Source organism: Enterococcus sp. C50, assembly GCF_040887505.1.
In the GTDB taxonomy this organism is placed as follows: Bacteria; Bacillota; Bacilli; order Lactobacillales; family Enterococcaceae; genus Enterococcus_B; species Enterococcus_B thailandicus.
In genome coordinates this window covers 52,226-78,012 of record NZ_JBFOFW010000009.1, presented here as the reverse complement: position 1 = coordinate 78,012, position 25,787 = coordinate 52,226, and the positions used below count along the sequence as shown (strand labels likewise).

32 protein-coding genes, 1 tRNA gene and 1 pseudogene are annotated in these 25,787 nt (G+C 35.2%); 22 read left to right on the top strand and 12 right to left on the bottom strand.

Features of this window, described 5'->3' with window-relative positions:
- Positions 1-13: 13 nt before the first annotated feature.
- The 3 genes from AB3I20_RS11270 to AB3I20_RS11260 form a co-directional block, all read right to left on the bottom strand.
- The gene (locus AB3I20_RS11270) at positions 14-526 is read right to left on the bottom strand and encodes a hypothetical protein (RefSeq protein ID WP_071869296.1); all 513 of its coding nucleotides are present in this window, start codon (positions 524-526) and stop codon (positions 14-16) included.
- Positions 510-1,238 carry a hypothetical protein gene (locus AB3I20_RS11265; protein ID WP_067484049.1) on the bottom strand — a complete coding sequence of 243 codons (729 nt, stop codon included), beginning with the start codon at positions 1,236-1,238 and terminating at the stop codon, positions 510-512. The genes AB3I20_RS11270 and AB3I20_RS11265 overlap by 17 nt, the downstream gene beginning before the upstream one ends.
- 153 nt (positions 1,239-1,391) lie before the next feature.
- On the bottom strand, positions 1,392-3,524 hold the full coding sequence (locus tag AB3I20_RS11260) for an LTA synthase family protein (RefSeq protein WP_270607420.1): 2,133 nt from the start codon (positions 3,522-3,524) through the stop codon (positions 1,392-1,394).
- A gap of 237 nt (positions 3,525-3,761) precedes the next feature.
- Between AB3I20_RS11260 and AB3I20_RS11255 the strand changes: the two genes are divergently transcribed.
- From AB3I20_RS11255 to ybaK, 3 genes are all read left to right on the top strand, one after another.
- Positions 3,762-4,937 carry a class I SAM-dependent rRNA methyltransferase gene (locus AB3I20_RS11255; protein ID WP_368027373.1) on the top strand — a complete coding sequence of 392 codons (1,176 nt, stop codon included), beginning with the start codon at positions 3,762-3,764 and terminating at the stop codon, positions 4,935-4,937.
- 17 nt (positions 4,938-4,954) lie between these two features.
- Positions 4,955-5,704, top strand: a complete 750-nt coding sequence (gene aroD / locus AB3I20_RS11250; protein WP_067484056.1) for a type I 3-dehydroquinate dehydratase — start codon at positions 4,955-4,957, stop codon at positions 5,702-5,704.
- Between the two features lie 66 nt (positions 5,705-5,770).
- Positions 5,771-6,256 carry a Cys-tRNA(Pro) deacylase gene (gene ybaK, locus AB3I20_RS11245; RefSeq protein ID WP_368027372.1) on the top strand — a complete coding sequence of 162 codons (486 nt, stop codon included), beginning with the start codon at positions 5,771-5,773 and terminating at the stop codon, positions 6,254-6,256.
- A 90-nt stretch (positions 6,257-6,346) separates the two neighbouring features.
- Here the strand turns inward: ybaK and AB3I20_RS11240 are convergent, their stop codons facing one another.
- Positions 6,347-7,663 carry an NAD(P)/FAD-dependent oxidoreductase gene (locus tag AB3I20_RS11240; RefSeq protein WP_368027383.1) on the bottom strand — a complete coding sequence of 439 codons (1,317 nt, stop codon included), beginning with the start codon at positions 7,661-7,663 and terminating at the stop codon, positions 6,347-6,349.
- A 62-nt stretch (positions 7,664-7,725) separates the two neighbouring features.
- Here AB3I20_RS11240 and gdhA point away from each other — a divergent pair, with 62 nt between their 5' ends.
- On the top strand, positions 7,726-9,075 hold the full coding sequence (gdhA, locus tag AB3I20_RS11235; protein WP_368027371.1) for an NADP-specific glutamate dehydrogenase: 1,350 nt from the start codon (positions 7,726-7,728) through the stop codon (positions 9,073-9,075).
- Positions 9,076-9,184: 109 nt separating this feature from the next.
- Entirely contained in the window at positions 9,185-10,531 is a 1,347-nt protein-coding gene (locus AB3I20_RS11230; protein ID WP_368027370.1) for a glucose-6-phosphate isomerase, read from the top strand.
- Positions 10,532-10,700: 169 nt separating this feature from the next.
- Here AB3I20_RS11230 and AB3I20_RS11225 read toward each other — a convergent pair whose 3' ends face one another.
- Positions 10,701-10,850, bottom strand: a complete 150-nt coding sequence (locus tag AB3I20_RS11225; protein WP_218658134.1) for a hypothetical protein — start codon at positions 10,848-10,850, stop codon at positions 10,701-10,703.
- A 502-nt stretch (positions 10,851-11,352) separates the two neighbouring features.
- Between AB3I20_RS11225 and AB3I20_RS11220 the strand changes: the two genes are divergently transcribed.
- A complete protein-coding gene (locus AB3I20_RS11220; RefSeq protein WP_095803488.1) occupies positions 11,353-11,565 on the top strand; it encodes a hypothetical protein in 213 nt (70 codons plus the stop codon).
- A 242-nt stretch (positions 11,566-11,807) separates the two neighbouring features.
- Here AB3I20_RS11220 and AB3I20_RS11215 read toward each other — a convergent pair whose 3' ends face one another.
- Together AB3I20_RS11215 and AB3I20_RS11210 are read right to left on the bottom strand one after the other, a co-directional pair.
- Positions 11,808-13,607 (bottom strand): glycerophosphoryl diester phosphodiesterase membrane domain-containing protein, encoded by a 1,800-nt coding sequence (locus AB3I20_RS11215; protein WP_368027369.1) that lies wholly within the window; start codon positions 13,605-13,607, stop codon positions 11,808-11,810.
- A 103-nt stretch (positions 13,608-13,710) separates the two neighbouring features.
- Positions 13,711-14,307 carry a TVP38/TMEM64 family protein gene (locus AB3I20_RS11210; RefSeq protein WP_071869302.1) on the bottom strand — a complete coding sequence of 199 codons (597 nt, stop codon included), beginning with the start codon at positions 14,305-14,307 and terminating at the stop codon, positions 13,711-13,713.
- Positions 14,308-14,788: 481 nt separating this feature from the next.
- Here AB3I20_RS11210 and AB3I20_RS11205 point away from each other — a divergent pair, with 481 nt between their 5' ends.
- Together AB3I20_RS11205 and AB3I20_RS11200 are read left to right on the top strand one after the other, a co-directional pair.
- Positions 14,789-15,355, top strand: coding sequence for a TetR/AcrR family transcriptional regulator (locus AB3I20_RS11205; RefSeq protein ID WP_071869303.1), 567 nt, complete (start codon positions 14,789-14,791; stop codon positions 15,353-15,355).
- Between the two features lie 128 nt (positions 15,356-15,483).
- Positions 15,484-15,571: transfer RNA gene (locus AB3I20_RS11200), tRNA-Ser, on the top strand.
- A 106-nt stretch (positions 15,572-15,677) separates the two neighbouring features.
- Here AB3I20_RS11200 and AB3I20_RS11195 read toward each other — a convergent pair.
- From AB3I20_RS11195 to AB3I20_RS11180, 4 genes are all read right to left on the bottom strand, one after another.
- Positions 15,678-16,826 (bottom strand): tyrosine-type recombinase/integrase, encoded by a 1,149-nt coding sequence (locus AB3I20_RS11195; RefSeq protein WP_368027368.1) that lies wholly within the window; start codon positions 16,824-16,826, stop codon positions 15,678-15,680.
- Positions 16,827-16,905: 79 nt separating this feature from the next.
- A complete protein-coding gene (locus AB3I20_RS11190) occupies positions 16,906-18,057 on the bottom strand; it encodes a LysM peptidoglycan-binding domain-containing protein (protein WP_368027367.1) in 1,152 nt (383 codons plus the stop codon).
- A gap of 94 nt (positions 18,058-18,151) precedes the next feature.
- A complete protein-coding gene (locus tag AB3I20_RS11185; protein WP_368027366.1) occupies positions 18,152-18,580 on the bottom strand; it encodes an ImmA/IrrE family metallo-endopeptidase in 429 nt (142 codons plus the stop codon).
- A gap of 4 nt (positions 18,581-18,584) precedes the next feature.
- A complete protein-coding gene (locus tag AB3I20_RS11180; RefSeq protein WP_333560023.1) occupies positions 18,585-18,950 on the bottom strand; it encodes a helix-turn-helix transcriptional regulator in 366 nt (121 codons plus the stop codon).
- A gap of 292 nt (positions 18,951-19,242) precedes the next feature.
- On the opposite strand from AB3I20_RS11180, the gene AB3I20_RS11175 reads away from it, so the two are divergent.
- The 6 genes from AB3I20_RS11175 (at position 19,243) to AB3I20_RS11150 (ending at position 21,358) form a co-directional block, all read left to right on the top strand.
- Positions 19,243-19,989, top strand: a complete 747-nt coding sequence (locus AB3I20_RS11175; protein ID WP_270660541.1) for a phage antirepressor — start codon at positions 19,243-19,245, stop codon at positions 19,987-19,989.
- An 18-nt stretch (positions 19,990-20,007) separates the two neighbouring features.
- Entirely contained in the window at positions 20,008-20,211 is a 204-nt protein-coding gene (locus AB3I20_RS11170; protein ID WP_270660542.1) for a helix-turn-helix domain-containing protein, read from the top strand.
- Positions 20,212-20,228: 17 nt separating this feature from the next.
- Positions 20,229-20,489 (top strand): MerR family transcriptional regulator, encoded by a 261-nt coding sequence (locus AB3I20_RS11165; protein ID WP_368027365.1) that lies wholly within the window; start codon positions 20,229-20,231, stop codon positions 20,487-20,489.
- A gap of 50 nt (positions 20,490-20,539) precedes the next feature.
- Positions 20,540-20,866: a hypothetical protein gene (locus tag AB3I20_RS11160; protein ID WP_368027364.1), complete on the top strand. Its 327-nt coding sequence runs from the start codon at positions 20,540-20,542 to the stop codon at positions 20,864-20,866.
- Between the two features lie 17 nt (positions 20,867-20,883).
- Positions 20,884-21,045, top strand: a complete 162-nt coding sequence (locus AB3I20_RS11155) for a hypothetical protein (RefSeq protein ID WP_368027363.1) — start codon at positions 20,884-20,886, stop codon at positions 21,043-21,045.
- Between the two features lie 127 nt (positions 21,046-21,172).
- Positions 21,173-21,358, top strand: coding sequence for a hypothetical protein (locus AB3I20_RS11150; protein ID WP_368027362.1), 186 nt, complete (start codon positions 21,173-21,175; stop codon positions 21,356-21,358).
- Here the strand turns inward: AB3I20_RS11150 and AB3I20_RS11145 are convergent.
- Positions 21,355-21,651 carry a hypothetical protein gene (locus AB3I20_RS11145; protein WP_368027361.1) on the bottom strand — a complete coding sequence of 99 codons (297 nt, stop codon included), beginning with the start codon at positions 21,649-21,651 and terminating at the stop codon, positions 21,355-21,357. The two genes, AB3I20_RS11150 and AB3I20_RS11145, sit on opposite strands and share 4 nt — an antisense overlap.
- Before the next feature lie 53 nt (positions 21,652-21,704).
- On the opposite strand from AB3I20_RS11145, the gene AB3I20_RS11140 reads away from it, so the two are divergent.
- The 8 genes and pseudogenes from AB3I20_RS11140 to AB3I20_RS11105 all read left to right on the top strand — a co-directional run bounded on the left by AB3I20_RS11140 (position 21,705) and on the right by AB3I20_RS11105 (position 25,787).
- Positions 21,705-22,409, top strand: coding sequence for a Rha family transcriptional regulator (locus AB3I20_RS11140; protein ID WP_368027360.1), 705 nt, complete (start codon positions 21,705-21,707; stop codon positions 22,407-22,409).
- Positions 22,410-22,472: 63 nt separating this feature from the next.
- Positions 22,473-22,814, top strand: coding sequence for a hypothetical protein (locus tag AB3I20_RS11135; protein ID WP_368027359.1), 342 nt, complete (start codon positions 22,473-22,475; stop codon positions 22,812-22,814).
- A complete protein-coding gene (locus tag AB3I20_RS11130) occupies positions 22,807-23,553 on the top strand; it encodes a DUF1071 domain-containing protein (protein ID WP_368027358.1) in 747 nt (248 codons plus the stop codon). The genes AB3I20_RS11135 and AB3I20_RS11130 overlap by 8 nt, the downstream gene beginning before the upstream one ends.
- 5 nt (positions 23,554-23,558) lie before the next feature.
- Positions 23,559-24,245 carry a putative HNHc nuclease gene (locus AB3I20_RS11125; protein ID WP_368027357.1) on the top strand — a complete coding sequence of 229 codons (687 nt, stop codon included), beginning with the start codon at positions 23,559-23,561 and terminating at the stop codon, positions 24,243-24,245.
- A gap of 2 nt (positions 24,246-24,247) precedes the next feature.
- A complete protein-coding gene (locus AB3I20_RS11120; protein ID WP_368027382.1) occupies positions 24,248-24,988 on the top strand; it encodes a helix-turn-helix domain-containing protein in 741 nt (246 codons plus the stop codon).
- Between the two features lie 9 nt (positions 24,989-24,997).
- Entirely contained in the window at positions 24,998-25,255 is a 258-nt protein-coding gene (locus tag AB3I20_RS11115; protein ID WP_368027356.1) for a hypothetical protein, read from the top strand.
- Complete coding sequence (locus AB3I20_RS11110) at positions 25,252-25,611, top strand: DUF1064 domain-containing protein (RefSeq protein WP_368027355.1); 360 nt, start codon at positions 25,252-25,254, stop codon at positions 25,609-25,611. Before AB3I20_RS11115 ends, AB3I20_RS11110 begins: the two co-directional genes overlap by 4 nt.
- Positions 25,612-25,625: 14 nt before the next feature.
- Positions 25,626-25,787: pseudogene (locus tag AB3I20_RS11105) on the top strand (antitoxin).

Below are 25,787 nucleotides of genomic sequence, written 5' to 3'. Positions count from 1 at the left end.
TGAGAAAAATACTTTAGGAAGCATCTTCTAAATGATCGATGTAAGGACTATGGGCAATAGTCGTATTGTTGGTGAACAGCAGAATTGTTTGATTTTTTTGACGAGCTAGTAAGCAAAGAATGTCTAACAATTCTTGTGTTTCTGCAATAGTTAAGTCGTCAAATGCGTCTTCTACAATGATTTGTGTGCGTTTAGCAAGTAAAGAATGTAAGAGTTGCAGTTTGATTTTTTCTAATAAAGAGAGGTCATCTGCTGACTGCTTTTCCCAAGAGGAATCCAGCTTTAATTGTGATTGATAAGCGGAACTGGTTGACTTGATATCTTTACTTGAAATGTCTAGGTAGACATGATCCTTTAACTTTAAATAAGGAAAGACAGGCCAATTTTTTTGAACAATTGTGTAGTTTGGCGAGTCATCTAGCAACAAGTTTTCTTTCCATTCATTAAGTAGTTGTTGTTGCTTTTCTTTAGAACTAAGAATAACAGTTAGACAATTGAAATGAGTCGTATTATTTGGTTGCTCCATGGTGGGTGAACCTCCCTTTTTGCAGTCTTCGAGAAAAATAGATAAATGACAAAATACTTATAAATAAGCTAACAAAAGTCAAAGTGAATAGTGTTTGAACAATTCCTTTAAATGTATCAACAAGTAAAAAATCACTCGTAAAATCAATCTGAAAAAATGCTTCTTGATTGATAGGAATGGTTAATCCACTAATTGAAGAAGGAACAGAAAAGTCAGGAAACTTAAATAAGGTAAGAACAGTTAGGTTGATTCTTTGTAACAGTGTTTCGTAAAGATGCTGGAAACTGATACTCCATAATAGTAAACCTAAGCAAGCAACAGTAATTGGTACAAACATTTGAGTGTAAACAAAGAAGAATAATTTTTTTTGTGAAAATCCGGTTAAACGCCAGTTCATCAATTCTTGTCGATTTTGTTTCAAAATATGGATAAAAAAGAAGAAAAAACAAATCGCAAAGCAAAGCACAAAGACAAGAATAGCTGATGAATAGAAGTGACTAACGCTATCTAATTGTGGAATCTTTTCTTCTTGACTAGTTGAACTAAAGATAGCTAAACGGTTTTGGATTTGTTTGTGTAAAGTAGTTTGTAAATTATATAAATTAAAAGAGATAAGTAACAAAAAAGCAAAGAAGCTTGAAAATAAAATATATACAATTGTTTGCTTTTTATAATATGCTAAACGCGCAATAGCATAACGGATTATTTTCATACTTTTCACCTCTATTAGAGTATAAAAAATGAATATGAATAAAGTATGAAATTCTTTTTGATAAATTGCGAGTTATTCTGCAAAGAGGTGAGAAGCTGTTATTTGAGAGTACAAAAAAGCGTGAGAAGTTAGCTTCTCACGCTTTTTTATCGTTTATTCCTCTGAAGAAGAAGTATCAGTCGTTGGTGTACCATTTATTTCTTGGTACGTTTTTGTTTCATAAAGATTAGTTGTTGATTTATTACCGTTTTGACTAAATACGCTGGTTGATTTATCACCTAATTTTTTCTCAATAGCAGTCATTTTTTCTAAACCATTTTTGTAATCATAGTTGGCAGAGTCAATTGGATCAAGATTGCTATTCGTGTAGAAACGGAGTAAATCACCGTTATTGATTTGATCAGAAACAGCTAATTGTTTTGAAACCTCAACTTTCCATGCATCAATTTTTGCTTGAACTTCAGGGGAAGGATCGGTAATGGCTTCACCTGTTGCGTTATCATAAATCGTACCACTGTAGTAAGTGTAAGTTGGTGTAACGAAATCGCCATCACGGAAGCTTACCACTTGGTCATGGTCTTTAGAGAATAAATCTTGTCCAAGTTGGATATAATCTTTGGTGTCAACACCTAGTAAGTGAAGTAACGTTGGTAACGCGTCAACTTGACCTCCATAAGTATGATTAATCCCGCCATTTGTTTGACCAGGTACATGAATCATGTAAGGGACACGTTGCATTTGTGCGTTATCAAAGTTTGACCAAGTATCACTTGATTTTCCAAGTAGTTCTGCTAAGGTCTTGTTTCTTGAATTGGAAACACCATAGTGGTCACCATATAAAACAATAACAGAATTATCATATAGTCCACTTGACTTCAAATAGTTAAAGAATTCTTCGACTGCTGTATCCAGATAATTCGCAGTTGCGAAGTAGCCGTTAATTGTTTCATCACTGGTTGCTGCCATCGGGAATCCTGCTTCTTCATTAGTAAATTTTGAATAAGGATAGTGGTTTGATACAGCAATGAATTTTGAATAAAATGGCTGTTGCAAATGTTCTAAATACTGAACGGACTGGTCAAAGAATGGCTTATCATGCAACCCGTATTGGAATGAGTTTTCATCGGTTACATCGTAATAAGATGAATCAAAGAAATAATCATAACCAAGATTTTTATACGTCTCATTTCTGTTCCAGAAGGTACCAGAATTTCCGTGGAAAACAGCACTAGTATAATCTTGTGTTTGGCTCAAGATGTCAGGTGCAGCTTGGAAAGTATTTTTTCCACCCAATTGAGTAAAGAGTGATCCTTGGTTTAATCCGAAGAGAGAGTTTTCCATTAATGTTTCAGCATCACTGGTTTTTCCAGCTTTGACTTGATGGAAAAAGTTATCGAAACTATACGTACTATTACTGTGAAACAGGCTATTAAGGAAAGGAGTTACTTCGTGTTCAACGCCTGCTTCATCTTTTAGTTTGTAATCAATCAGGAATTGTTGGAAGCTTTCTAAATGGATATAGATAACGTTTCTACCTTTTGCCACACCAAACATCTCGTCGTTTGGTTCAGCATAGTGTTCCTTAACGTAGCTTTCAACTTCTTTCATATCGTTAGGACTTGCTTCCGCACGAACTTGGTTGGTTTGATAAGTCTGGAAACCATCGTAAGCCATAAAAGCATTAAGACCAAGATATTTAACTAAATAATCACGAGAGAATGTTCTAGTTAATAGTTCTGGGCGATCAGCTTCAGCCAAGAAAAGATTACCAGAAAAAATCATAACTGCTAATGTTGAAATCGCAAATGCCATACGGGCCCGGACAGGACGTTCATCCATTTTGATTTTTTTAGTGACTAATAAAACCGTTAAGATAATAAAATCTATCCAGTACAATAAATCGTAAGGGCGGAACAAGCGAATGGCACTTTCGCCCAAACCACTAGCAACTTTTCCAGCGCCTAAAATAGTATTGATGGTAATAAAGTCTGTAAATTCACGATAGTAAGTGACATTTGAAAACACCCACAAAGTGAGTAAGAAAAAAATCACCATCATCGTGATATACGAAGCTCTTGCCCGTCTCACATACAAAGCAATCCCAAGTAATAACAAAGTAGTCGCAATTGGATTGATAAATAAGATAAAGTATTGCACTCCGCTTTCAATCCCTAAATTGAAATCAATCAAATAGGCGAAAATTGTTTTTAGCCAGACTAAAACAGCTAACAAAGAAAAAAATCCGAGCCGCTTATTTAAAAAAGCGGGCGTTTTTATACGTTTCAAAGTAATCTTCCTTTCTACACTCAAAAAAATAAGAATAAGAGTGTCATAAAACCCATAGTACACAACTTATATATTCTAATCTATTTTACTAGTCGAAGATTTTAGTGTCAATTCTAAGCGATGATTTATGGCAGTTGGTTAAGGGATTCTTTAAGCTTTCTTAGAGGTTTGTGGCTTAAGACAAGCTGTTTGATTTTTGTTATACTGAAGGATGAGAAAGTAAAAGCAGGTGAATGAATGAGAATAAAAGTAAAAAAACGAGCGAGCACTCAATTTAGAAAAGGTTATCCGCTCATTCAAAAAGAAGATTTAGTCGATACGCAAGTGGAAACGACGGAATGGATCGATTTAGTAGATCAACAAAATCAATTTGTGGCAAAAGGCTACTTAGGAAAGCAAAACAAAGGAATTGGTTGGGTATTAAGCCGAGACAACGAAGTATTTGATACAACTTTTTTTGAGAAAAAATTTGTGGTAGCAAAAGCAAAACGCACAACTTATTTTAGTGATGACTTAACAAATGCTTTTCGCTTGTTCAATGGTGAAGGTGATGGCATGGGTGGTTTGATTATTGATTATTATGACCAGTTTGCTGTCTTTTCTTGGTATAACCAAACACTGTACCTTCATCGAGAAAAATTGGTTGAGGCATTTAAAAAAGCATATCCGGAAATTTTAGGTGCGTATGAAAAAATTCGTTTTGATACGCAGGGTCTGCCAGAAAGTCAGTTTATTTATGGAAAAGAAGCACCAGAGCCATTGATTGTAAAAGAAAATGGTGTTCAGTTTGCAACCTATTTAAATGAAGGCTTGATGACAGGAATCTTTTTAGACCAAAAGGAAGTTCGCGGAGCGTTGGTTGATGGATTAGCGTTAGGAAAATCGGTACTAAACATGTTTAGCTATACAGGTGCTTTCTCAGTTGCGGCTGCGATGGGTGGTGCTGTTGAGACAACCAGCGTGGATCTTGCAAAACGGAGCCTGAAAAAAACGCAGGAACAGTTTGAAGTCAATGGTTTAGATCTTGAACAACAAAAAATTATCGTTATGGATGTTTTTGAGTACTTTAAATATGCGAGTCGTAAACAATTGACTTATGATGTCATTGTTTTGGACCCACCTAGTTTTGCCCGCAACAAAAAGAAAGTTTTCCGCGTGGCAAAAAACTATGGCGAATTGGTCAAAGACAGTCTGGAAATTTTAGCAGATGAAGGGGTGCTGATTGCTTCAACAAATGCGGCGAATGTCACGATTCAGCAATTTCAAAAGATGATTGAAGAAGAGTTCATTGCCAAAGGTGTCTCCTATCAACAAATCGGACTTTATCGCTTACCAAATGATTTTCAAACGACAAACGTTTTTCCAGAAGGAGATTACTTAAAGGTATTTGTTTATAAAATCAATCAAATGTAAGAAGGGAGTCGTTACGGATGATCCAAGTGAAAAATTTGCAAATCGGTACTGGTCGACCAAAAGTTTGTGCACCATTAACTGGTGTGACCCAAGAAAAAATCTTAAGTGAAGCACGTCTCGCGCGCGAGGCAGGCGCGGATTTAGTGGAATGGCGTGTCGATTTTTATCAAGAAATCTTGCAATTAGAAAAGGTTCTAGAAACACTAGTCCTTCTTCGACATGAGCTTCAAGGATTACCGTTGCTTTTTACATTTCGTACGCTAGCTGAGGGCGGAAAACAAGATCTATCGATTAGAGAATATCATGATTTGTATGAAACAGTTGTGACTGAACAGTTGGTTGATATGGTAGACATTGAATTGTTTCAGATTGAAAGCTTGGGACGCGGAATGATTGAGCGCATCAAAGATCATCAAATTCCAATCATTATCAGCAATCATGAATTTAAAGAAACACCATCAGATCCTGTTCTGCTTTACCGGCTAAATATGATGGAACATTTTGGAGCTAGCATTGGAAAATTAGCAATGATGCCACAAACAGAACAAGATGTTTTTCGCTTGCTTGAATTGACTAAACGAGCAAGTGCGTTTGTTTCAATCCCGTTGATTACTGTTTCAATGGGAGAAATGGGTAAGTTATCAAGAGTAGCAGGATGCTTAACAGGTTCGGCAGTTACTTTTGGGGCAATTTCAAAAGCGTCTGCTTCGGCCCCAGGACAATTACCTGTGAAAGAACTGCAACAAATAATTAAGAGTTTAGCATGAGTAATCGTATCAACCAACGATGAATGGTATTTGAATTTATCATGCTTGTTGCAATGAGGTGGAAATATGGCAAAGAAAAAACAAGTCAAAACAAATGCAATTCGACTCGTAGAGAAAAAAAAAATTGCGTATACAGAACACGAATATGAATGGGATGAAAATCATTTAGGTGCAACTACGATTTTTGAACAGATTCATGGGAGTGAGCAACGAATTTTTAAAACATTGGTGGCTGTAGGAAACGTAACTGGTCCACTAGTTGCTGTCATCCCGGGAGAAAATGAAGTAGATTTAAAGAAATTGGCAAAAGTTTCTGGAAATAAAAAAGTAGAAATGCTCCATTTACGTGAGTTAGAAGCAACTACTGGTTATATTCGTGGTGGCTGTTCACCAATCGGAATGAAAAAACTATTTCCAACTTATCTTGATCAAATTGCGGAAAATTATGAACAAATCATTATTTCCGCTGGCAAAAGAGGACTGCAGATGGAGTTAGCTCCACAAGCAATCTGCCAACTGACAAATGGAAAATTTGTCGATATCAGAGCATAAAAAAATCCCCTTCAAGTTAGTATCCAGTTTAACTTGAAGGGGATTTTTTTATAAGTAACCAATGAATAATTTAATTGGACTAGTAATATTTTAAATGGCCTGGGCTTGTTGACCGGCATTCATACCAGAAACATGACCCGTAGCAAAAGCCGCAGTGATATTGAAGCCACCAGTATAGCCGTTGACATCGAGTAATTCACCCGCAAAATATAATCCAGCTACCAGTTTACTTTCTAAGGTCTTGGGATTAATTTCTTTTAAGGAAACACCACCGCCAGTTACAAAAGATTTTTCTATCGGGAAAGTTTTGTTTATCAAGAGATGAAATTCTTTACATAATTGGACAAAGTCTTGAATTTGTTTCTCCGACGTTTGTTGACCCGTTTGTTGTTCCAAATTCAGACGACTTAAATAAAAAGTTAGTAGTCGTTCAGGTAAAAAGCCGTGCCAAGTATTGACCAACGTTTTTTTCGATTGACGACTCTTAGCAGTTAGTTCTCGGATCAGGTCATGACTTGATCGAGTTGGGAAACAATCTAGAGAAATTGTAACTGGCTCGCCCGTTTTCTTTAATTCTTGATTGATAAAACTTGAGCAACGTAAGGCAGCAGGCCCTGAAATGCCAAAGTGTGTGAAAAGTAAATCCATAATGTGCTCAGTAATTACTCGTCCCTTTTTATTCAAGACACTTAAAGAAATATCTTGTAAAGACAATCCTTGTAATGTTTTTTCTTGAATAAAAGGTTCTTCGGAAATCAAGGGAGATTCCGTCGCGTATAATGGGGTAATTGTATGACCAACTTTTTTTACCATTTTGTAGCCATCTCCAGTTGAGCCAGTTGATGGATAAGTTCGTCCACCTGTTGTTAAAATCACACAAGGGGCTTGGAATTCTTCAAATTCTGTTCGAATGCCGTAGACTTGTCCGTTATTGTGTACCAATTTTTCAACTTTTGTACCAAAAAGGAGTGTGACACCAAGTTCATTTAGACGAGTAATCAATGCTTCAATGATTGTTTTTGATTTATTTGTAACAGGAAACATTCGGCCATGGTCTTCTTCTTTTAAATGCACGCCTTGTGTTTCAAAAAAGTTCATGATATCAAAGTTATCAAATTGTGAAAAAGTACTATATAAAAATTTTCCGTTTCCGGGAATATGTGCGATTAAATCTTCCACTGGTCGATTGTTTGTGACATTACAACGCCCACCGCCAGTCATTAGCAATTTTTTTCCAGCTTTTTTATTTTTTTCAACTAATAGCACCTTGGCACCTTGTTCTGCGGCACTAATAGCTGCCATCATTCCACTGGTACCAGCGCCAACAACGATTACATCGTAGTTTGTTTCCATTCGCTTCACCTCACAAGTGAGTGTAGCATATTTCGAAAATAAACGCAGAAAAATTTTTGAGCCGAGGCTGAAAATAAGCTAAAATAAAAATTAGCTAATCGAAGGAGTGTGACACAATGACAAATGCAAAAAAATATGTCCAAACGATTCAAGAGAAACTACATCAACAAGATCGTGGAGAAGTCGAATTTTTACAAGCAATTGATGAAGTACTTCCAACAGTTACGCATTTTTTAGAAAACCATCCTGAATACATCGAACAAAATATTTTAGGAATTCTAGTAGAACCTGAACGAATCATTCAATTCCGAGTGCCTTGGCAAGATGATCAAGGGAATTGGTGTGTGAACCGAGGATATCGGATTCAATACAATTCAGCCTTGGGTCCATATAAAGGTGGGTTAAGATTTCACCCAAGTGTTAACTTGAGTATTTTAAAATTCTTAGCTTTTGAACAAATTTTTAAAAATAGTCTGACTGGTCTTCCAATTGGTGGCGGAAAAGGTGGTAGTGATTTCGATCCTAAAGGAAAATCGGACGGTGAAATCATGCGTTTTTGTCAAAGTTTCATGCTGGAGCTTTCAAAACATATTGGGCCTTCTTTAGATGTTCCTGCTGGCGACACTGGTGTTGGTGGAAGAGAAATTGGTTATTTGTTTGGTGCATATAAACGAATCAAACAATATGATGCAGGTGTGTTGACAGGAAAACCTTTGAATTTTTGGGGAAGTAAAGTTCGTACAGAAGCAACGGGGTATGGATTAGTTTATTTTGTTAAACACTTGTTAGCTCAAGAGCAAGATTCATTTACAGATAAAACAGTTTTTGTATCTGGGAGCGGAAATGTTGCAATCTATGCAATTGAAAAAGCGCAAGCACTTGGAGCGAAAGTGGTGACTTGTTCCGACTCAAGTGGCTTTATTTATGATCCAACAGGTATTGACTTAGAATTATTGAAAGAAGTGAAAGAAAAAAAACGTCAACGTTTAACTGAGTATGCAGCTCAAAAGACATCTGCTGTTTATCATGAAGGAAAATCGGTATGGTCGTTAGAAGAAGCATGTGCTATTGCTTTGCCATGTGCGACACAAAATGAAATCTCAGGTGACTTAGCAGAAATCTTAGTAAAAAATGGCGTACGAATTGTAGCAGAAGGGGCAAACATGCCAGCAACAGTAGAAGCTGTCACTGTTTTTCATGATGCAGGAGTTTGGTATTGCCCAGGAAAAGCTGCAAATGCGGGTGGAGTTGCAGTTTCTGCCTTAGAAATGAGCCAAAACTCTCAACGTTTAACTTGGGAAAGTGAGCAAGTAGATCAACAATTAGACGAAATCATGCAAACAATTTATGAAACATGTCGTCAAACTGCTGCTGAGTATGATGAAGAAAAAAATCTATTACTTGGTGCGAACATTGCCGGTTTTGCAAAGGTTGCGGAAGCAATGTCTGCACAAGGATTGGTCTAAATGTGAAATTTTCTTGTAAATATTGAAAGGTTCGTAGATATTTGCTTGAAAAAAAAGTAAAAAAAACGTAAAGTATACCTGTATAGTGAACTTTTAAGGAGGAGAACAAATGGCACACATTCATTTTGACTATTCAAAAGTAGCACCGTTTGTCAATGAACATGAATTAGGTTACATGCAAAGTCAAGTAACAGCGGCTGACAAATTATTACGTGAAGGTACAGGCGCAGGCAGCGATTTCTTAGGCTGGATTGATTTACCTACAAATTATGATAAAGAAGAGTTTGCACGTATCAAAGAAGCAGCTAAAAAAATCCAATCTGATTCAGAAGTATTAGTAGTAATCGGTATTGGTGGTTCATATCTAGGTGCACGTGCTGCAATTGATTTCTTGAACCATACTTTCTATAACTTATTAGATGGTAAAACACGTAAAGCACCACAAATTTTTTATGCAGGAAATTCAATCAGCTCAACTTACTTAGCTGACTTGATCGAAGTAATTGGCGATCGTGATTTCTCTGTTAATGTTATTTCTAAATCAGGAACAACAACAGAACCAGCAATTGCTTTCCGTGTGTTCAAAGAATTATTAGTAAAAAAATATGGTCAAGCAGAAGCAAACAAACGTATTTATGCAACAACTGATAAAGCACGTGGTGCAGTAAAAGTTGAAGCAGATGCTGAAGGTTGGGAATCATTTGTTATTCCTGATGATATCGGCGGACGTTTTTCTGTATTAACTGCTGTTGGTCTACTACCAATCGCTGTTAGTGGAGCGGACATTGATGCCTTGATGAAAGGTGCAGCTGATGCAAGTAAAGAATATGCAAGTGATAAACTAGAAGAAAACGAAGCTTATCAATATGCAGCAATGCGTAACATTCTTTACCGTAAAGGCAAAGTGACAGAATTGTTGATCAACTATGAACCAGGAATGCAATATTTCTCAGAATGGTGGAAACAATTATTCGGCGAATCTGAAGGAAAAGACCAAAAAGGAATCTATCCTTCAAGTGCAAACTTCTCTACTGATCTACATTCATTAGGTCAATATATTCAAGAAGGTCGCCGCAATATCTTTGAAACAATCGTTAAAGTGGAAAAACCTCGTAAATCAATCACTATTCCTGAACAAGAAGCTGACCTAGATGGTTTAGGCTACTTACAAGGAAAAGAAGTTGACTTTGTTAACACAAAAGCTTTTGAAGGAACATTATTAGCACATACAGATGGTGATGTACCTAACTTACTAGTTAAAATTCCAGAAATGGATGCTTACACTTTAGGTTATACAATGTACTTCTTTGAAATAGCTGTAGGAATTTCTGGTTACTTGAACGGAATCAACCCATTTGATCAACCAGGTGTAGAAGCCTACAAAAAGAACATGTTCGCCCTACTAGGCAAACCTGGCTTTGAAGACCTAGCAAAAGGATTGAACGAACGTCTATAATATGTTAATGAAGGAAAGAAGTTGTGGCATATGTCGCAGCTTCTTTTTTAATACAGCAAAATGATTTGATAGAGCAAAACAAAAAGAGGTTTGCATCGTCTAAGATGTGCAAACCTCTTTTAGCTTTTTTCCGAGAATGATTTAGATGTCATGTGGGGTGGCCAGCTCCTTAATTAGATTCATGTAATGCTCGGACAGCTTGTTCGATTGTAATACCGAAAGCAATATTGTGTTCATTTTTTGCGTCAATTGCCATGAAACGATTGGTTGAAGTGTCAAAGGCTACGCGGTAAGTCATATTTGTTTTGTTAAAAGTCATGTTTCGTTCCTCCTTTCAATTATTGAGAAAAATTCGAGAAATTTTCAGTTAAATTCTCTGTAAATTTTCAAACCCATTTGTAGTTTAGCACCAACTCGTTTTTCTTGCAATTAAGAGGTATCCATAAACAAATGGTTTATTTAAAACGAAAGAAATCAACGATCTTCTGTTAATCCAATAAGTAGACCAATTGTTAAGGTAATAAAGATTACTGCTTGAATGAGAACCATGTCTATCCCTCCTTTCCTTCAGTGTATGAAAAAAAAGAAAAAACTGCACGAACGTGAAGCAATTAAAAAAGAACAGTTTTGTCACCTTTCTTACGTAACGAAAAAATATGAAATTTAAGTGATATTAAATGAAAAATAGCATAACTTAAAATCTGAATGAATTCCTGTTGATTTAAAGAAAAAAATACAAAAAAATAAAATAAAACGTTTTCATTTATTTACTTTTCTGTTATTATAAATAAAACAAATAATAATTGAAGGAGTGAATTTTGATGTTAAATATCGAAGTGGGAAAGTCTTACATATGCAAACCTATTGGTGTAACTAATGAAGTCATTGGTTATATCGAACATACCTATACCAACACAGCTGTTGTTTTAGTTGAAAGCTACGAGCAATGTGATCATTTTGTTATTGATGAGAAACAGTTTCGCGTATTAGTTAAGCTAACAGATATTTACGCACCAGTTGAGATGGTGTCGTAAACAATCACTTCTTTTGAGAAATTTGCAAAAGTTTTTTATACTTAAGGAAAGAGGAAGGGAGAAGATGTTATGACAAAGAAAAGAAATTCAGGGAAACTAGGAATTTTTCTCGCAATTGTCTCAGCGATTCCCGCAATTTTAGCCATCTTTCGAGCTGTTAAAGACGCGAAAAGAGAATAAGTAAATAAAAAAAGGGCGACCGCTAACGAATTAGCGATTGCCTTTTTTTTGATAAGTGATGCTTAACCGACACCTAGTACGAAGTTAAGCAATTTATCTGAATAAGTGATTTCGTCATCAAGTGATTTTACTTCTTTGTTTAAAATCCCCATCTGATCGGTGATGATGCCATCTGCACCATAAAACATCATTCGACTGACTGCATCCGAGTCGTTGACCGTCCAGACATAAACTTTTTTACCATCCGCATGGGCAGATGAAATAAAATTCCGATTGATTGTGCTATATTCCATTGTTAAAAAGTCGGCAGAAGTAATCGGTGGTCCCACAATATTAAACGGTAAAATATAGCCAACGTAAAACTTTGTCTCCACTTTCTTTAAGTCTTCGACAGTTTGATAAGTCAAACTCTGTAAAATATGATGTTGTTCCAGAATTTCTGCCCGATATTTATCCGTGAAGCGCTCAACCAAATCGCTTGAGTCATATTTCGTTGTTTTAATTTCAATCAATAATTTCTGATTTAATTTTTTAGCAGCTGCCAGATAACTATCAAAAGAAACAAGTGGTGCTGCTTGCCCATTTTCTTTGACTGTTAATTTTTCTAGTTCTTTCAAGGTTAAATTTTGTGGTAGTTGATTGACGCCAGTTAAATTCTTCAAGTTAAAATCGTGCATCACGACGAATTGGCCATCTTTTGTTTCTTGAACATCCATCTCAACGTAATCAGGATGATAAGTTTGACTTGTTTTTTCCAGCGCAGCTAACGTGTTTTGAACACCATTTTGATTGCTAACGCCACGATGAGAAACAGTTAAAGGGGTAGTCTGTGCAGCAGAAGTCAAATAATTCATATTATACAAACAAACGCCAACGCCAAAGAAAACACAAAAAAGAACAAGACCGGCATTCTTTAAGGTGGAATATCGATGTAAAGGTGGCTCAGGAGTGAACCATTCAGGAATTTCTGGCAAGAAGCCTTCATCATCCATGAAGTCGACAATAATGTAAAATATTCCAACAGTTGACATAACAATATTAAACAGAAGTATCAATTGTAATAGCGTCATTGCGAAAACAGCACTAATCAATGAATAATTAGGCAAAAAATTCTCAACAGCCGTTTGTGAAAGGATAATCAGAAAATAACCTAGTGAGGAAATTAGTAAGATACTACCACCAATGATAATAAATTGACCTAGAATCGCAAAGAAGCGTGATTTCGTAAGTCGCCAACTTTCTCGGATTGATTCGCGAAATGGTCGGTCGCGTAAGATCATTTCTGGTAACGCAAAAATTAGCCGAATGCCGATGTATGCTAAGAAAAGATAAACTAAAATGAATAAACTAACAATCACAAGCCGATTTTCAAAAATAAAATCCATAATAAATGAAGGGATTTTGATTTTTGATAATAAATCAGAGTTAAAACTTAACCCACTTAACGGCAAAATCAGTAGAAAATAAGCTAAGAAAAAGAGAAACGTAACTGGACGAACCTTTTTTAGCTGTAAGACAGTCATTCGAAGTAGCTGTTTTAAGGACACTGGTTTTCTTTTTTTGATAAAGTAAACACTAATCAATAAAAAAGTGAATTCAAAATAGACCAAAAGCAGAATCAGCACCAAAACGATAAAGAGCGAGCCTAGTACGCCAGGGTGCTTAGAAAAAATGGTGGCGATATTATCATAAGATAAATAATCAATTGCACCACGATGTAAAATAAAACGAGTTGTACTATTCAATAACGGCAGACAAATAAATAAAATAAAGCCGTGCATTAGTAAAACATCGCGAAAATAATTTTGTGTTCCTTTGAGAAAGTCCCAAGCATTTCCTAAACTATGTTTTAAATAATTCATTTTTATCACCTACTAATTCTATTGTATCTTAAAAATAAAAAAAACACAGGTTAGAGGTCAGACCACTAATCTGTGTCAGAATGTCTTCATTTATTTTGTCCAATTAACCAAGTAAACCAGTCAAGTATTGTCCACCATAAATCAGTGCCATACTATATAAGAAAATAGAGAGTGGTTTAGCAAGGAAAATAATTAGTGAAAATTTCTTTACGGAAATATTTGTTAAGCCAGCCATCAAACAAAGCGCATCGTCTGGCGCAACTGGTAGGAAAATTGCAAGTGCAAAAAGTTTCTCAAATCGACTTTGATTATCTAACCAACCAATATATTTATCGTAAGTTTTATCGCTGATTAAAGATAAAATGAAGGGTTTTCCGTAGCGTCTACCTAATAAGAAGATAATAACCGATCCGATACAAATCCCCACATAGTTATAAACAAAACCAGCATAAGGACCAAAAATCAGAACGCCGGCTGCGGTACTGATGCCACCGGGGATGATTGGAATCACTACTTGTAGAATTTGAATCAAAATGAAAATAACAGGTCCAAGAATAACTGAGTGTCCAACAAGACCTCTCAATGCATTGATGTCCTTGAAGACTCCAAGATTGATAAAGTAAACAGTTAGTGCGATAGACGCGCCTAAACCGATAATTGAAATAAAGTTGATAAGTTTTCTTGATGCTGCAACGCTCATTTTGAATCATCTCCTTGAAGTTTTTTGATCTAAGGTTACTATACGCGATAAAGTGGCAAACACGCTACTTTTTTAGATGACACTATTCAAACAGTTTTGTAAGTTCGAAGTAAGTATAAAAGATTTGTGAAGAAAATGCATCCTACTAAAGACTTATTTAATTTTTATCGAAGAAATTTATTTAGTAACTATTTCTTTTTTAAAATAAATATAAATAACGATAGTTTCCTTATTTGGTGATTAGTTGTGTTTTCGCCATAGCTGACAAAAAAAGAGTGAAAAAATAAGGAAAAAAAGAAGACTAAAAAAATGAAAGGGAATGCATAATTTGATGAAGACACATTTCCTTATTAGAATTTCATTAAATAGTTTAGCTTAATTTGCTTTAAATATAACAATTATGAGTAAAATGTTTGCAAAGAAGGATGATTATCGGTTACAATTAAAGAACATATATGCAGTACAAAGTGGGGGAGTTTTTATGAGAAGAAAAGTCTATACCAAAGATCAAATTCTAAAAGCAGCATATGAAGTTGTTGCTAAAGAAGGCTTCAAAGGATTTACTGCTCGTAACATTGCAAAGAAGATGGGAATTTCGACACAACCTATTTATCTAGAGTTTAAAAACATGGAAGACTTAAAGAATACTCTTTTGGATTCTATTTTTGATCAACTCAAAGAAGAAGTTTTCCCTGTCGAGCATACTGGTGACAAAATTATTGATTTAGGTTTGAATTATATCAACTTTGCGAAAAAACATCATAGTCTGTACATGGCATTGTATATCGATGAGCATGGCGACGGTAAAAAAATGCATGATTTTTCATATAATTATTTCTATGAAGCTGCAAAGAAAGACGAAAAATACAGTCATTTATCTGACGAATATTTAGATGCGTTACATACGGGTACTTGGGTAGTCGTAACTGGGTTAGCTTCATTGATGTCTTCAAACATTATGCAGCCAACAGAAGAGCAAATCATTTCTTTGATTTCTAGAACAATTGACTCTGTGTTGTCTTTAGAAAATCCAGAAGTTATCCGCTAAAAAAATAAAAAAGGTTGGCGTAGTCGTTTGATTACGTGCAACCTTTTTCTTGTGACTTTAAATGTAAAGAATCAGTTGTGAAAATGTTGCTTGACATTTTGGGCGAAAAGATTAAAAATAGAAATCGCGGAAGGTTGGCAGAGTGGTAATGCAGCGGACTCGAAATCCGCCGAACCGGCTAATACCGGCGCGCAGGTTCAAATCCTGTACCTTCCTTATTTATCATCTTATAAAAGAAGCAAAAACGTTGATATACAAGTGACAGCTTGCAACGTTTTCGCTTCTTTTTCTTTTTGTGAATACGCCTTTGAATACGTTTTGATTAAATATCTATATATTTTGCGAATTGAGTTGCTGTTTCTTCTTTTCGTTTGTCTGTAATATGAATATACAGATCCATAGTGATTTGAATAGAAGCATGACCCAAACGTTCTTGTACATCTTTAATATTCGCACCTGATTCTAAAAGTAAACTAGCATGCGTATGTCTTAGACCATGGATTGTGATACGTTTCAAATTATTTTGCTTGATAATTACCTCTAACCATTTTCGAGGCTTAGACAATTGAAGATGTTCATTTCTTTCGTTCGAAAATACTAATTGATTTTTGTTTAATGTATTGATTCCCAAAGCTAAGAGCCATCTTCTTTGTTCCAACCGCCATTTTTTCAAGATATTCAAAGTTTTTTCATCGGTCGGAATCTTTCGCTTTGAGTTTTTTGTTTTAGGTTGCTCAACGTAAAGACGTCTATTTTTCCCTCTGGCAAGAGTTTTATTTATCTGTATATAATTATCCTTAAAATCAATATCTTTCCATGTGAGGGCTAAGAGCTCGCCTGCACGCATTCCTGTGAACGCTAGCGTTCTAAAAAAAGCATACATACGAATATCTTTTTTCTTTTCTACTGCATCCAAAAAAATTTCTAGTTCTTCTTTGTTAAAAAAGTTTAAAGTGTCCTCTTCTTGTACAGAAACTTTTCTTTTTGGAACTGTAATTTTTTTAAATGGATTATCTTGTAGATAACCCAAGCGAATAGCATAATCACATATACGTGAAGCATTATTGATGAATTCTCTATATAAAACAAAATCTTTTACCTTTTCGTTAGCGAATTTTTGAGCTTCATCAATGGATATTTTGTTGACCTTAAACGCACCAAAAGCAGGTAATATATGATTTTTAAACTGTTCTTTTGTTTTGACGAATGAACTTTCTTTTACTGTCTGTTCGTAATTTACAATCCACAAATCATATATTTCTTGAAAAGTTAACTCTTTAGATTTATTCAGACCGTTTTTTTCATATTCTAGTTGCACTTTAGTTAGTGCTAATTGTGCTTCTTTTTTTGTTTTAAAACCTCTTCGCGTGGTTCTTACTTGTTTTCCGGTTAATGAGTCAACTCCTAGGTAGGTTTGAAACATCCACAATTTTTCACCGTTTTTCTTTTTATACTGTTCAAATGTTGCCATTTTTTATCGTCCTTTCAACTCGGGTAAGTGTTCGGACTTAAATAGTTAGCATCACCTCCTCAAATGAATGTTTGCACTTTTACTTGATTCTCAATTCTTGTCCTGGATACAAAAGATAGTTATTTGGATCCATCCCATTCAATGCAAATAATTGGTCAACTGTTATTCCAGCTCGTTCAGCTACTTGTTTTGGTCCTTCGCCAGCTTGAAGAATGATTGTTGTAGGACCGACAGATTGAACTTCTGGTGTTGAAGAAGATTGTTCTGTTACGTTCGCTTGTGCATAATCCTGTGGCGTTGTGCTGTTCGGAGCATACGCTGATGCGTTACCTTGACTAGAAGAATAAGCAAGATATTCTCCTACAATCTTCTGCGATTCTGTGGTGTAAATATCGGTCAGTTTCGTTGCCCAACTTTCATATGTCGAATATTCATCAGATAACGAATAATGCAAATCAGCCATTGTGCCTATACCTTCATTAGAAATGATGGCTAGTTTTTCAACCTTATTATTGGAGATAGCAGCGAGGCCATCAATTCCACCAGTATTGTTTGTAGCTTCATTTTTAAACTCTTGTATCAAGCTAGGTGTAGCACTTTGTATCTTCGCTGTATATTCATCTAGTATTGCCTGATAATTCGTTGAACTGTTTTCTGCAACAGCAACTATATTCGATGTACTCGTTGATGTTTCTGTGTTGCTATTTGTTTTGATAGACGATTGCGTGCTAGATTCAGCAGTAGTTACTGAATTTTTCTCTGAGCTTGTTTTAGTAGTTTCTGTTGTGTTTGTGCTTTTTTTCTTTTTGTAAGGTTTTAATGTTAATTTTTCATTATCGTTCGATTTATTGTTTTTGTCAGGCGTTAAAATCAGATTTTTTCCATCTTTGCTAACAGTGTATTTTGCATCATTGTCTTTATCTTTCCAAATCATCTCATTGTTTTTTAGAGTGTAGTCAAACTTATAATTCATTTGCTCAACTAATTTTTGTGCAAAATCTTCACCTAAAGCTTCCCACTCATCGCTAGCAGTTGATTTCATTTCACTAGTATCGACACTAAAAGAAACTACATGATCAGAAAATGATGCTATCACATTCGGTTCATCATCTTTAGTTGCTTCAATTAACCAATCATTTGCTTTTAAATCTTCTGTTGTTATGTTTTTACCACAAGCCGTAAAAAATAGCAGTGATAAGAATAATAACGATCCCCCTAAAACTTTTTTCATTCTTTACTCCTCATTTCTTTGATATAATTATTTTGTAAGCTATCTCAAAAATGGGGTAGGAGTCCGTGTACCAGCACGGGCTTTTTTTGTGAGACTAAATTAAGAATCTATACGCCGAAAAAGGAAGACCATATAAACGAGATAAATCTTCGATTTTTCTCGGATACAGTTGTGTATCTTCTTTATATAAGTCAGCTATAAGATTAGCAGCGAAACAATTCGCTTCGCTTTCAGACTTGCTTCTTGAATTTCTTGTCGAGACATAATAACTAGAAATTTCTTTATGAAACAGGGCATGTCCAAGTTCGTGAGCGCAAATATAAAACCTTTCTTCTGAATCTTTTAATGATTCATTTAAAAGGATGACAGGATAACCTAACAATTCTTGAAATTGACCTTTGGGATTTTCTAAAAAGGGGACATATCTAATTTCAATTCCCATTTTTTCTGAAATTCCAAATGGATCAGCAGTACCATATTCTTTTTTTAGCTTTCCAACTAAATTGATGATATCCATTTCCATGAAATCACTTCTCTTTATCTCTTTTTCTAAATTCCCAGAACAATCCCGTCATAACATCTTTAACACGTTGCTTTTCTTCGGGAGTAAGTGTTTCTCCACCATAAGCCATATTGACATTTGATTCTAGAAGTTTATCTAGTTCAATTAAATCATCTTCATCTGCCCATTCAGGCGCTTGATTTCTTCCTAAAAGATAGTCGACAGACACATTAAAATAATCTGCAATCTCACTGAGTTTTTCTGCGGATGGTTGTTTACCGCTTTTTAAACTATAGAAATAATTTTCGCTATAGCCTAGATCAATCGTTACTTGTTTCATTGTTTTTGAATGTTTTTTTGCTAAACTTTTTATTCGGTCAAATACTGTCATATCAAGGTTCCCTTCAAAAGTTTACAAAAAACAATAAAAAAGTGTAGCTTTATCTTTACAAAACCAACACTATAGTGTAATATCGTTCTTGTAAACAAATTTAACAACTAAAAAGACAACAAAAATACCGTTGATAATTAAACGCCAACCGCCAAGAAAGCTTTTAAATCAATTGTTTGTATGTCTTATTTAACTATGACTATATACTACACTATAGTGTAGTTGTGTGTCAACGAAGTTTAGAAAATAGTTGTTAAATTTGTTTACAAAATAATGGGAGAGGGGAAGAGAAATGAACACACCACAAATTTTTAATTTCGAACAAAACGAAGTTCGAACATTCTTGGAAAACGATATTCCATATTTCGTAGCAAATGATGTTGCTAAAACGCTAGGCTATAAAAATCCGAGTGATGCTACTAACAAGCATTGTAAAAAAGCTATAAAAACATGGGGTAGCGATTCGCTAGGTCGTCGTCAATCGTTCAAGATCATTCCTGAATCAGATGTTTACCGCTTGATTATCAAATCAAACTTACCTAGTGCTGAAAAATTTGAAGCTTGGGTAATGGAAGAAGTCCTACCAACAATCAGAAAAACTGGTAGCTATTCAAACGTACCTAAAAGTTTCGCACAAGCATTGCGTTTAGCAGCTGACCTGGAAGAAAAGAACCAATTGCTCGAACAACAAATTGCTGAGTATGAACCAAAGATTAGCTATTTAGACACGATTCTTTCATCGACAGACACGGTAGCGACTTCTCAAATTGCAGCTGATTATGGAATGTCGGCTATCGCTTTGAATAAGTTACTCAACAAATTAGGCGTTCAGCATAAAGTTAGCGGGCAATGGTTGCTCTATCGTAAACATATGAATCAAGGATATACAAAATCACACACAAGTGAGATACCGAAATCCGACGGCGGTGTGAAAGTTGTAATGAATACCAAATGGACACAAAAAGGACGAGTTTTTATCTACAACTTGTTAATTGCAGAGGGTTATTATCCTCAAATGGATTTAGAAGAAGTTGTATAGAAAGGAGAATATGAAGAAATGACTGAAATATCAGAAATCACTCAACGAGATAGAGAAAAAATTAAAAAGTATGTAGAAGGATCTAAATTCCTAACATACAAAATGCTTGCTGAAAGATTTGGAATTAGTAAGAGTTATTTATCTTTAATCTTAAGTGGTAAAAAGACTTCTGCAGAAGCCAACAGAATTATCGATTCAATTATTACTATGTACGAATTATAAAAAGGAGGCTTTGGATTATGGAAGTGATCTTAACACCTGAAAACGAGATGTCGCTTCGTAGTTATATTCACGAAATCATAACTGACGAAATAGCAAATGCAAGAAAAGATGCTTCTATGGATAAGCGTGTATTAAAGCAAATTGAAATAGCAAAATATTTTGGGGTATCCACTTCAACGATTCGTAAATGGGAATCTCAGGGTCTTCCATTCGGTCAAATAGGCGAACAAAAATTTTATGACAAAGAACAATGTAGAGTTTGGGTTTTAGAACAATAAAAAAATCGGGTAAGTGTTCGGAATTCAAGTAAGAAAAAAGGTGAAGAAAAATGCCAACAATAAAAAATTCAGACGGCAAAACAACACACACAGTTTCAACGAAAGAAGAAGCTCTTCATTTGATTGAGAGGTATTTTGGAAAAGAGGGGGGCAAAAACATGAAAAAAATTTTATCAAAACGCATCGCTGATGAATATGCCGGCATTCTAATTCGCAAAGGTAATGGTTGGGATGCTAAAGAACTTAAAGCATTCGTTGCAGGTGTAAGCAACACACTAGAAAACATCATCATCGATTTTAAAGCAAGTGAGCTACTGACGGATACAGAAGTGGACGAGCTAGACGAGTTACTACGCCAATCAATAGATACTTTGTGAAAAAGGAGAGCGAAACAATGAACAAATCAGATGTTTTGGTTGTTGGATTCATGCTAGCGATGTTAGTAACAATCACACATTTCAGTCTGGCTTTAGGCGTTATCTACAGCACATGTTTATTTTTAATCAATTGGCTTGATGTTAAGAGTATCAAAAAAGCCAGTCGGGGGACTGACTAATGCTAAGAATTATATTATGCGCCATTTTGATAACTAATTTACTCACGTTTATATTGCTAGTTAAAAATAACAGGAAATGATTTCCTGATGTTTTTTAACTGAAGTATATAAAAAAGGAGGTTTAACAATGTTTGAAAGTTTATTTCAACAAATTTTAGCAGAACAGAAAAAAACAAACGAATTGCTTCAAGTCATTGTGAGTAACTCAGAGCAGAAAGTTAAGTTAGCTGAAAACTCTAAAAGTAATCGACCTATTACAGTAGAGGAAAAATTCAATAATTGGGATGAATGGAAAGGTGAATATGAATTTTAAAAAGGCCAATCATCAAATTCAGGTTCAGTTTGCGTTAGATTATTCTCTTTACGATACTTTTCCTCAGCAAGTTTAGAAGCTTCGGCTTTAGCTTTTTTGATTAAATTAAGATTATTTTTTTCAAAGGCGTTAGTATCTGCTCCAATTATTATTTGACCAAAAGCATCATAGTTGTCTTGTTTATTTTGGATGATTGAAAGAAGTTTCCAACCACTTTTAAGTAGTTCGTTTATTAACCGTTGATCTTGTTGATGTGTACTAAATATTTCAATGTGAATAATATCCTCGAACAATTTTATCACCTCACTTTCTAAGAAAAATTATATCAAAAAAGGAGCTAAGAAAAATGCAAGAATTAGTAATTATGAAAAATAAAGAAGCTGTTACTACAAGCTTACAAGTTGCAGAAAGCTTTGAAAAAAAGCACAGACACGTTTTATCAGCTATTGATGAGCTAAAAGAGGGGGTTGCCGAAAATTGGGCAGACCTATTTTGGGAAGATACTTATGTTCATCCTCAAAACAAACAATCATATCGCATTATTTATATGAATAGAGATGGATTCTCGTTATTAGCGATGGGATTCACGGGTAAAAAAGCTTTGAAGTTCAAATTGAAGTTTATTGAAGCGTTCAATGAAATGGAAGATGTCATTCGTAAGAATACAGTGCCCCAAACAATCGAAGACATGATGATCTATCAATTAGAGGACATGAAGAACGTTAAGAAAGATGTTTCTATGCTTAAAGATACAATGCGAATCAGCGGACAACAAGAGTTTGAAATTAAGCAGAAAGGTAATGTGAAGGTTATTGATGTTTTGGGCGGCAAAGAGAGTAGGGCGTATGAAGAAATCAGCAAAAAAGTATTCTCAAAATTCTGGTCTGAATTTAAACGAACATTTTCAATCCCAAGATATGGCGAGTTACCTCGTAAGAGATTTGATGATGCTGTTTCATTTATTGAAATGTGGTTACCAGAAACTACGATTCGTATGGAAATTGAACAGATAAATCGACAACAACGGCTTTTTGGTGATGAAGATGAATAAAAAAAGTGACTCCGCCGGCAAGCACGAGTCACAAACAAAACATATCTAAGGAGATTTTAGCATATGGATAAAGAACTTTCCACTTTAGATCAATATTTGACAGATCCTGATTGGGGAAAATCAAGCATTAGAAAAATAAATAGGCAAAAAGTCAGGAAAAATCTTTTGACTAGAGAAGAGCTAGCATGCGATCAAGATGATTTAGGTAATTTTGTCGGGATTTGGGATCACGTTTATCTTATTCATCTATCCAAAATATCTGGTAAACCTGAATATATTTACGTTGTCGAAGAAGGCTTAATTGATGCGTTAGAAGAGTACGAACATAACAATTTAATAGATATTACGTACTACGGTAAAGGTAAAAAGTTTATTAGTGAACTGGAGAGTGAATTTAGTGAGTGAAAAATTAGGCAATACAGTAAAAAGAAGTGATAACACGCTTTTTAATAGTTTATACAAAATTGCTTTCAATGATGTGGTAGATAAACGAAATAAATTGACTTACCTTTCTTGGTCATGGGCGTGGGCAGAAGTCAGCAAGATTTGCGAAGAAGTTGACTATGAAATTTACCACAACCCAGAAACGCATCTGCCGTATATTTTCGACAAGAATACAGGATACATGGTTTTTACAACCGTTACGGTGAACGGAGTAAAGCGTGAAATGTGGTTGCCAGTTATGGACGGGGCAAATAAAGCAATGAAAGATGAACCATATACGTATGAAGTCAATGACTATCAGTGGAATAACGAAACAAAGAAAAAGGAAATTGTTGGAAAAATCGAAAAGCGAGTTGAGTCAGCAACAATGTTCGATATCAACAAAACAATTATGCGTTGTCTTGTAAAAAATCTAGCAATGTTTGGTTTAGGTTTATATATTTTTGCAGGTGAAGATATGCCAGAAGATGTTTCGATGTTGGAACCAGCCAGCCAAAGAAGCAAAAAACTGTTCTTAGATGCTTTGCAATTAGTTGCAAATAAATATGATAAGTCGATTGATGAAGCCGTTGTTGCTTTGACTGATGCTGCTTCTATAACTGCTGATGACAGCAAATGGTCCAAACGCGATCTAGGTGTTCTAAAACGAGGCGTTAACTGGCTAGAAGAACAATATAAAGAAGAAACAAAAGAGAAGTGATGTAAATGTTTCAACCGCTTATAGATTCGTATTCAGCAGTTTTGAAACGATTTAAAGGGAAAGAAATTGGAGCAACTATCAACGAAGAAGTAAATCTTGAACGATTGAAAACAATGTATGACGGTTACGACGGTGATCGAATAATCGAAATCAGATTCATTGATCCACGGAGATTCACAGTGCAACAACGAAATTTCGTTTATGCCTTAATAGGTGACATTTTTATTGAAACAGGGATGCCAACCGACTTTTGGAAAGAGTTCTTCTATTTCCGTTTTGAGGGTGTCACAGGACGAAAAATAAGCTTGAAAGATGAATCAAGTACGACAGTCAGTGACGTAAATATTCTAGCGAACATTATCCTAGACTTTATTTTTGAACATCATATTCCATTCAAAGAAGGCTATGAAATTTTACCAGCAAATCAAGAATACTACTTCTACAAATGTATTACGAAAAGAGTTTGTTGTATTTGTGGCAAAACAGGAGCTGATATTGATCACTTCGATAAAGCGTTGGGAAGAAGAAAGCGCAAAGAAGTAGATCACTCAGAGTTCACGTTTGCAGCACTCTGCAGAATTCATCACACGGAGAAGCACAAAATAGGTGTGACTAATTTCAAAAATAAGTATCAAATCAAAGGTATTAAGCTAAATCAAGAAACGATCAAAAAGCTGAAAATTGGGGGATAAAAATAATGGAACACAGAAGCTACTATGCGATCATACCAGCGGATATCAGGTACGATCAGCGGCTTAAACCCAACACCAAACTCTTGTATGGAGAGATAACTGCCCTGTGTAACGAGAGAGGTTTCTGTTGGGCAAGTAACGATTATTTTGCAGAACTTTATGGAGTTAATAAAGAGACTATATCTCGCTGGATCAGCGACTTAATCAAGTTTGGATATCTGACTAGGGAGATCATTTATAAAGAGGGTACCAATCAAATAATCAATAGGTACCTACGAATTAATCAACACCCTATTGACGAAAAACGCAATACCCCTATTGACGAAAAAATCAAAGATAATAATACATCTATTAATAATACAGTTAATAATACAAAAGAATATAGAAAAGAGTTATCGCCTCCGAAAAAATCGAAGGCTAAGCCCGCCCGTCATAAATACGGAGAATATAAAAATGTTCTTTTGTCAGATGACGAAATGGAGAAACTCAAAACAGAGTTTCCAGATGATTATCAAGAACGAATTGACAGACTGTCAGAATACTGTGCCTCAACTGGCAAGAGTTATAAAAACTATTTAGCAACGATTAGAAATTGGGCTAAGAAAGAGTTTAAGCAACAAGCGCCACAAAATGGCTACAGGAGAAACGTGAGGCGTGAGAAACTACCTGAATGGGTAAAAGGCAGCGAAGTGGTTAAAAAGCCTAAAAACGATTCTCACGAAGAAATAGACGTGCCCTTTTAGGAGGCTCAAATGGATTTATTACAACTAATCAGCGCACTGGGTGAAAAAGCAAGAACATCTGATGAAAAAGAAGAATTGAGAACAGTTTATAAAGAAGTTTATGTAAATAAAAATAAGTTAGCCGAAAATCATTTCAATTGGCAAAGACTTAGATTTTATTACTGTGTGTATGTAGATCGAACAGCATTTAGAAAAAATAAGTATTTGTCTTTGAAATTGGATGAAGTAATCAACGGATTAAAAGCCTATTTGAGGAGCAAGTCATGAATAAATACAAAAACACGAAGACAATCCATCGAGGGATAAAGTTTGATTCTAAAGCAGAAGCAGAATACTACGATTTAGCAGTCTGGCAAGCGCAAGCGGAGGGCTGGGAGTTAAAACTTCAAGAACGATTTGAGTTATTGCCAAAATTCGAACTCGAAGGCAAAAAATATCGAAAGATTGAATATATACCAGACTTCACATTTTATAAAAACGGCAAGCTTGTCAAAGTTGTCGATGTGAAGGGGATGCAGACAAAAGATTTTAAAATCAAGGCGAAATTGTTTTGTCATAAATATCAAGTTCCGTTGATTTTAGCTAAAAAATATCGGAATACGTTCAAGGAAGAGAGTTTTTAACGAGGTGGTCAATCATGACAACAGAAGAAGTGATTCAAATGCGTATTTGAAGCCTTCAACGTGAGATTGACGATCTGGAACGAACAAAGGCAGTGATGGTCAATGAAACGGCTAGAAAGGCAATCGATTTGCACATTGAGAATTTAAGAAGAGAGATTCGTAGATTGGAGGGTTAA

Coding starts and splice junctions, on each gene's coding strand:
- AB3I20_RS11270 (WP_071869296.1), bottom strand. CDS start 526: ATGGAGCAACCAAATAATACGACTCATTTCAATTGTCTAACTGTTATT.
- AB3I20_RS11265 (WP_067484049.1), bottom strand. CDS start 1,238: ATGAAAATAATCCGTTATGCTATTGCGCGTTTAGCATATTATAAAAAG.
- AB3I20_RS11255 (WP_368027373.1), top strand. CDS start 3,762: ATGAGAATAAAAGTAAAAAAACGAGCGAGCACTCAATTTAGAAAAGGT.
- aroD (WP_067484056.1), top strand. CDS start 4,955: ATGATCCAAGTGAAAAATTTGCAAATCGGTACTGGTCGACCAAAAGTT.
- ybaK (WP_368027372.1), top strand. CDS start 5,771: ATGGCAAAGAAAAAACAAGTCAAAACAAATGCAATTCGACTCGTAGAG.
- gdhA (WP_368027371.1), top strand. CDS start 7,726: ATGACAAATGCAAAAAAATATGTCCAAACGATTCAAGAGAAACTACAT.
- AB3I20_RS11230 (WP_368027370.1), top strand. CDS start 9,185: ATGGCACACATTCATTTTGACTATTCAAAAGTAGCACCGTTTGTCAAT.
- AB3I20_RS11225 (WP_218658134.1), bottom strand. CDS start 10,850: ATGACTTTTAACAAAACAAATATGACTTACCGCGTAGCCTTTGACACT.
- AB3I20_RS11220 (WP_095803488.1), top strand. CDS start 11,353: ATGTTAAATATCGAAGTGGGAAAGTCTTACATATGCAAACCTATTGGT.
- AB3I20_RS11215 (WP_368027369.1), bottom strand. CDS start 13,607: ATGAATTATTTAAAACATAGTTTAGGAAATGCTTGGGACTTTCTCAAA.
- AB3I20_RS11210 (WP_071869302.1), bottom strand. CDS start 14,307: ATGAGCGTTGCAGCATCAAGAAAACTTATCAACTTTATTTCAATTATC.
- AB3I20_RS11205 (WP_071869303.1), top strand. CDS start 14,789: ATGAGAAGAAAAGTCTATACCAAAGATCAAATTCTAAAAGCAGCATAT.
- AB3I20_RS11195 (WP_368027368.1), bottom strand. CDS start 16,826: ATGGCAACATTTGAACAGTATAAAAAGAAAAACGGTGAAAAATTGTGG.
- AB3I20_RS11190 (WP_368027367.1), bottom strand. CDS start 18,057: ATGAAAAAAGTTTTAGGGGGATCGTTATTATTCTTATCACTGCTATTT.
- AB3I20_RS11185 (WP_368027366.1), bottom strand. CDS start 18,580: ATGGAAATGGATATCATCAATTTAGTTGGAAAGCTAAAAAAAGAATAT.
- AB3I20_RS11180 (WP_333560023.1), bottom strand. CDS start 18,950: ATGACAGTATTTGACCGAATAAAAAGTTTAGCAAAAAAACATTCAAAA.
- AB3I20_RS11175 (WP_270660541.1), top strand. CDS start 19,243: ATGAACACACCACAAATTTTTAATTTCGAACAAAACGAAGTTCGAACA.
- AB3I20_RS11170 (WP_270660542.1), top strand. CDS start 20,008: ATGACTGAAATATCAGAAATCACTCAACGAGATAGAGAAAAAATTAAA.
- AB3I20_RS11165 (WP_368027365.1), top strand. CDS start 20,229: ATGGAAGTGATCTTAACACCTGAAAACGAGATGTCGCTTCGTAGTTAT.
- AB3I20_RS11160 (WP_368027364.1), top strand. CDS start 20,540: ATGCCAACAATAAAAAATTCAGACGGCAAAACAACACACACAGTTTCA.
- AB3I20_RS11155 (WP_368027363.1), top strand. CDS start 20,884: ATGAACAAATCAGATGTTTTGGTTGTTGGATTCATGCTAGCGATGTTA.
- AB3I20_RS11150 (WP_368027362.1), top strand. CDS start 21,173: ATGTTTGAAAGTTTATTTCAACAAATTTTAGCAGAACAGAAAAAAACA.
- AB3I20_RS11140 (WP_368027360.1), top strand. CDS start 21,705: ATGCAAGAATTAGTAATTATGAAAAATAAAGAAGCTGTTACTACAAGC.
- AB3I20_RS11135 (WP_368027359.1), top strand. CDS start 22,473: ATGGATAAAGAACTTTCCACTTTAGATCAATATTTGACAGATCCTGAT.
- AB3I20_RS11125 (WP_368027357.1), top strand. CDS start 23,559: ATGTTTCAACCGCTTATAGATTCGTATTCAGCAGTTTTGAAACGATTT.
- AB3I20_RS11115 (WP_368027356.1), top strand. CDS start 24,998: ATGGATTTATTACAACTAATCAGCGCACTGGGTGAAAAAGCAAGAACA.
- AB3I20_RS11110 (WP_368027355.1), top strand. CDS start 25,252: ATGAATAAATACAAAAACACGAAGACAATCCATCGAGGGATAAAGTTT.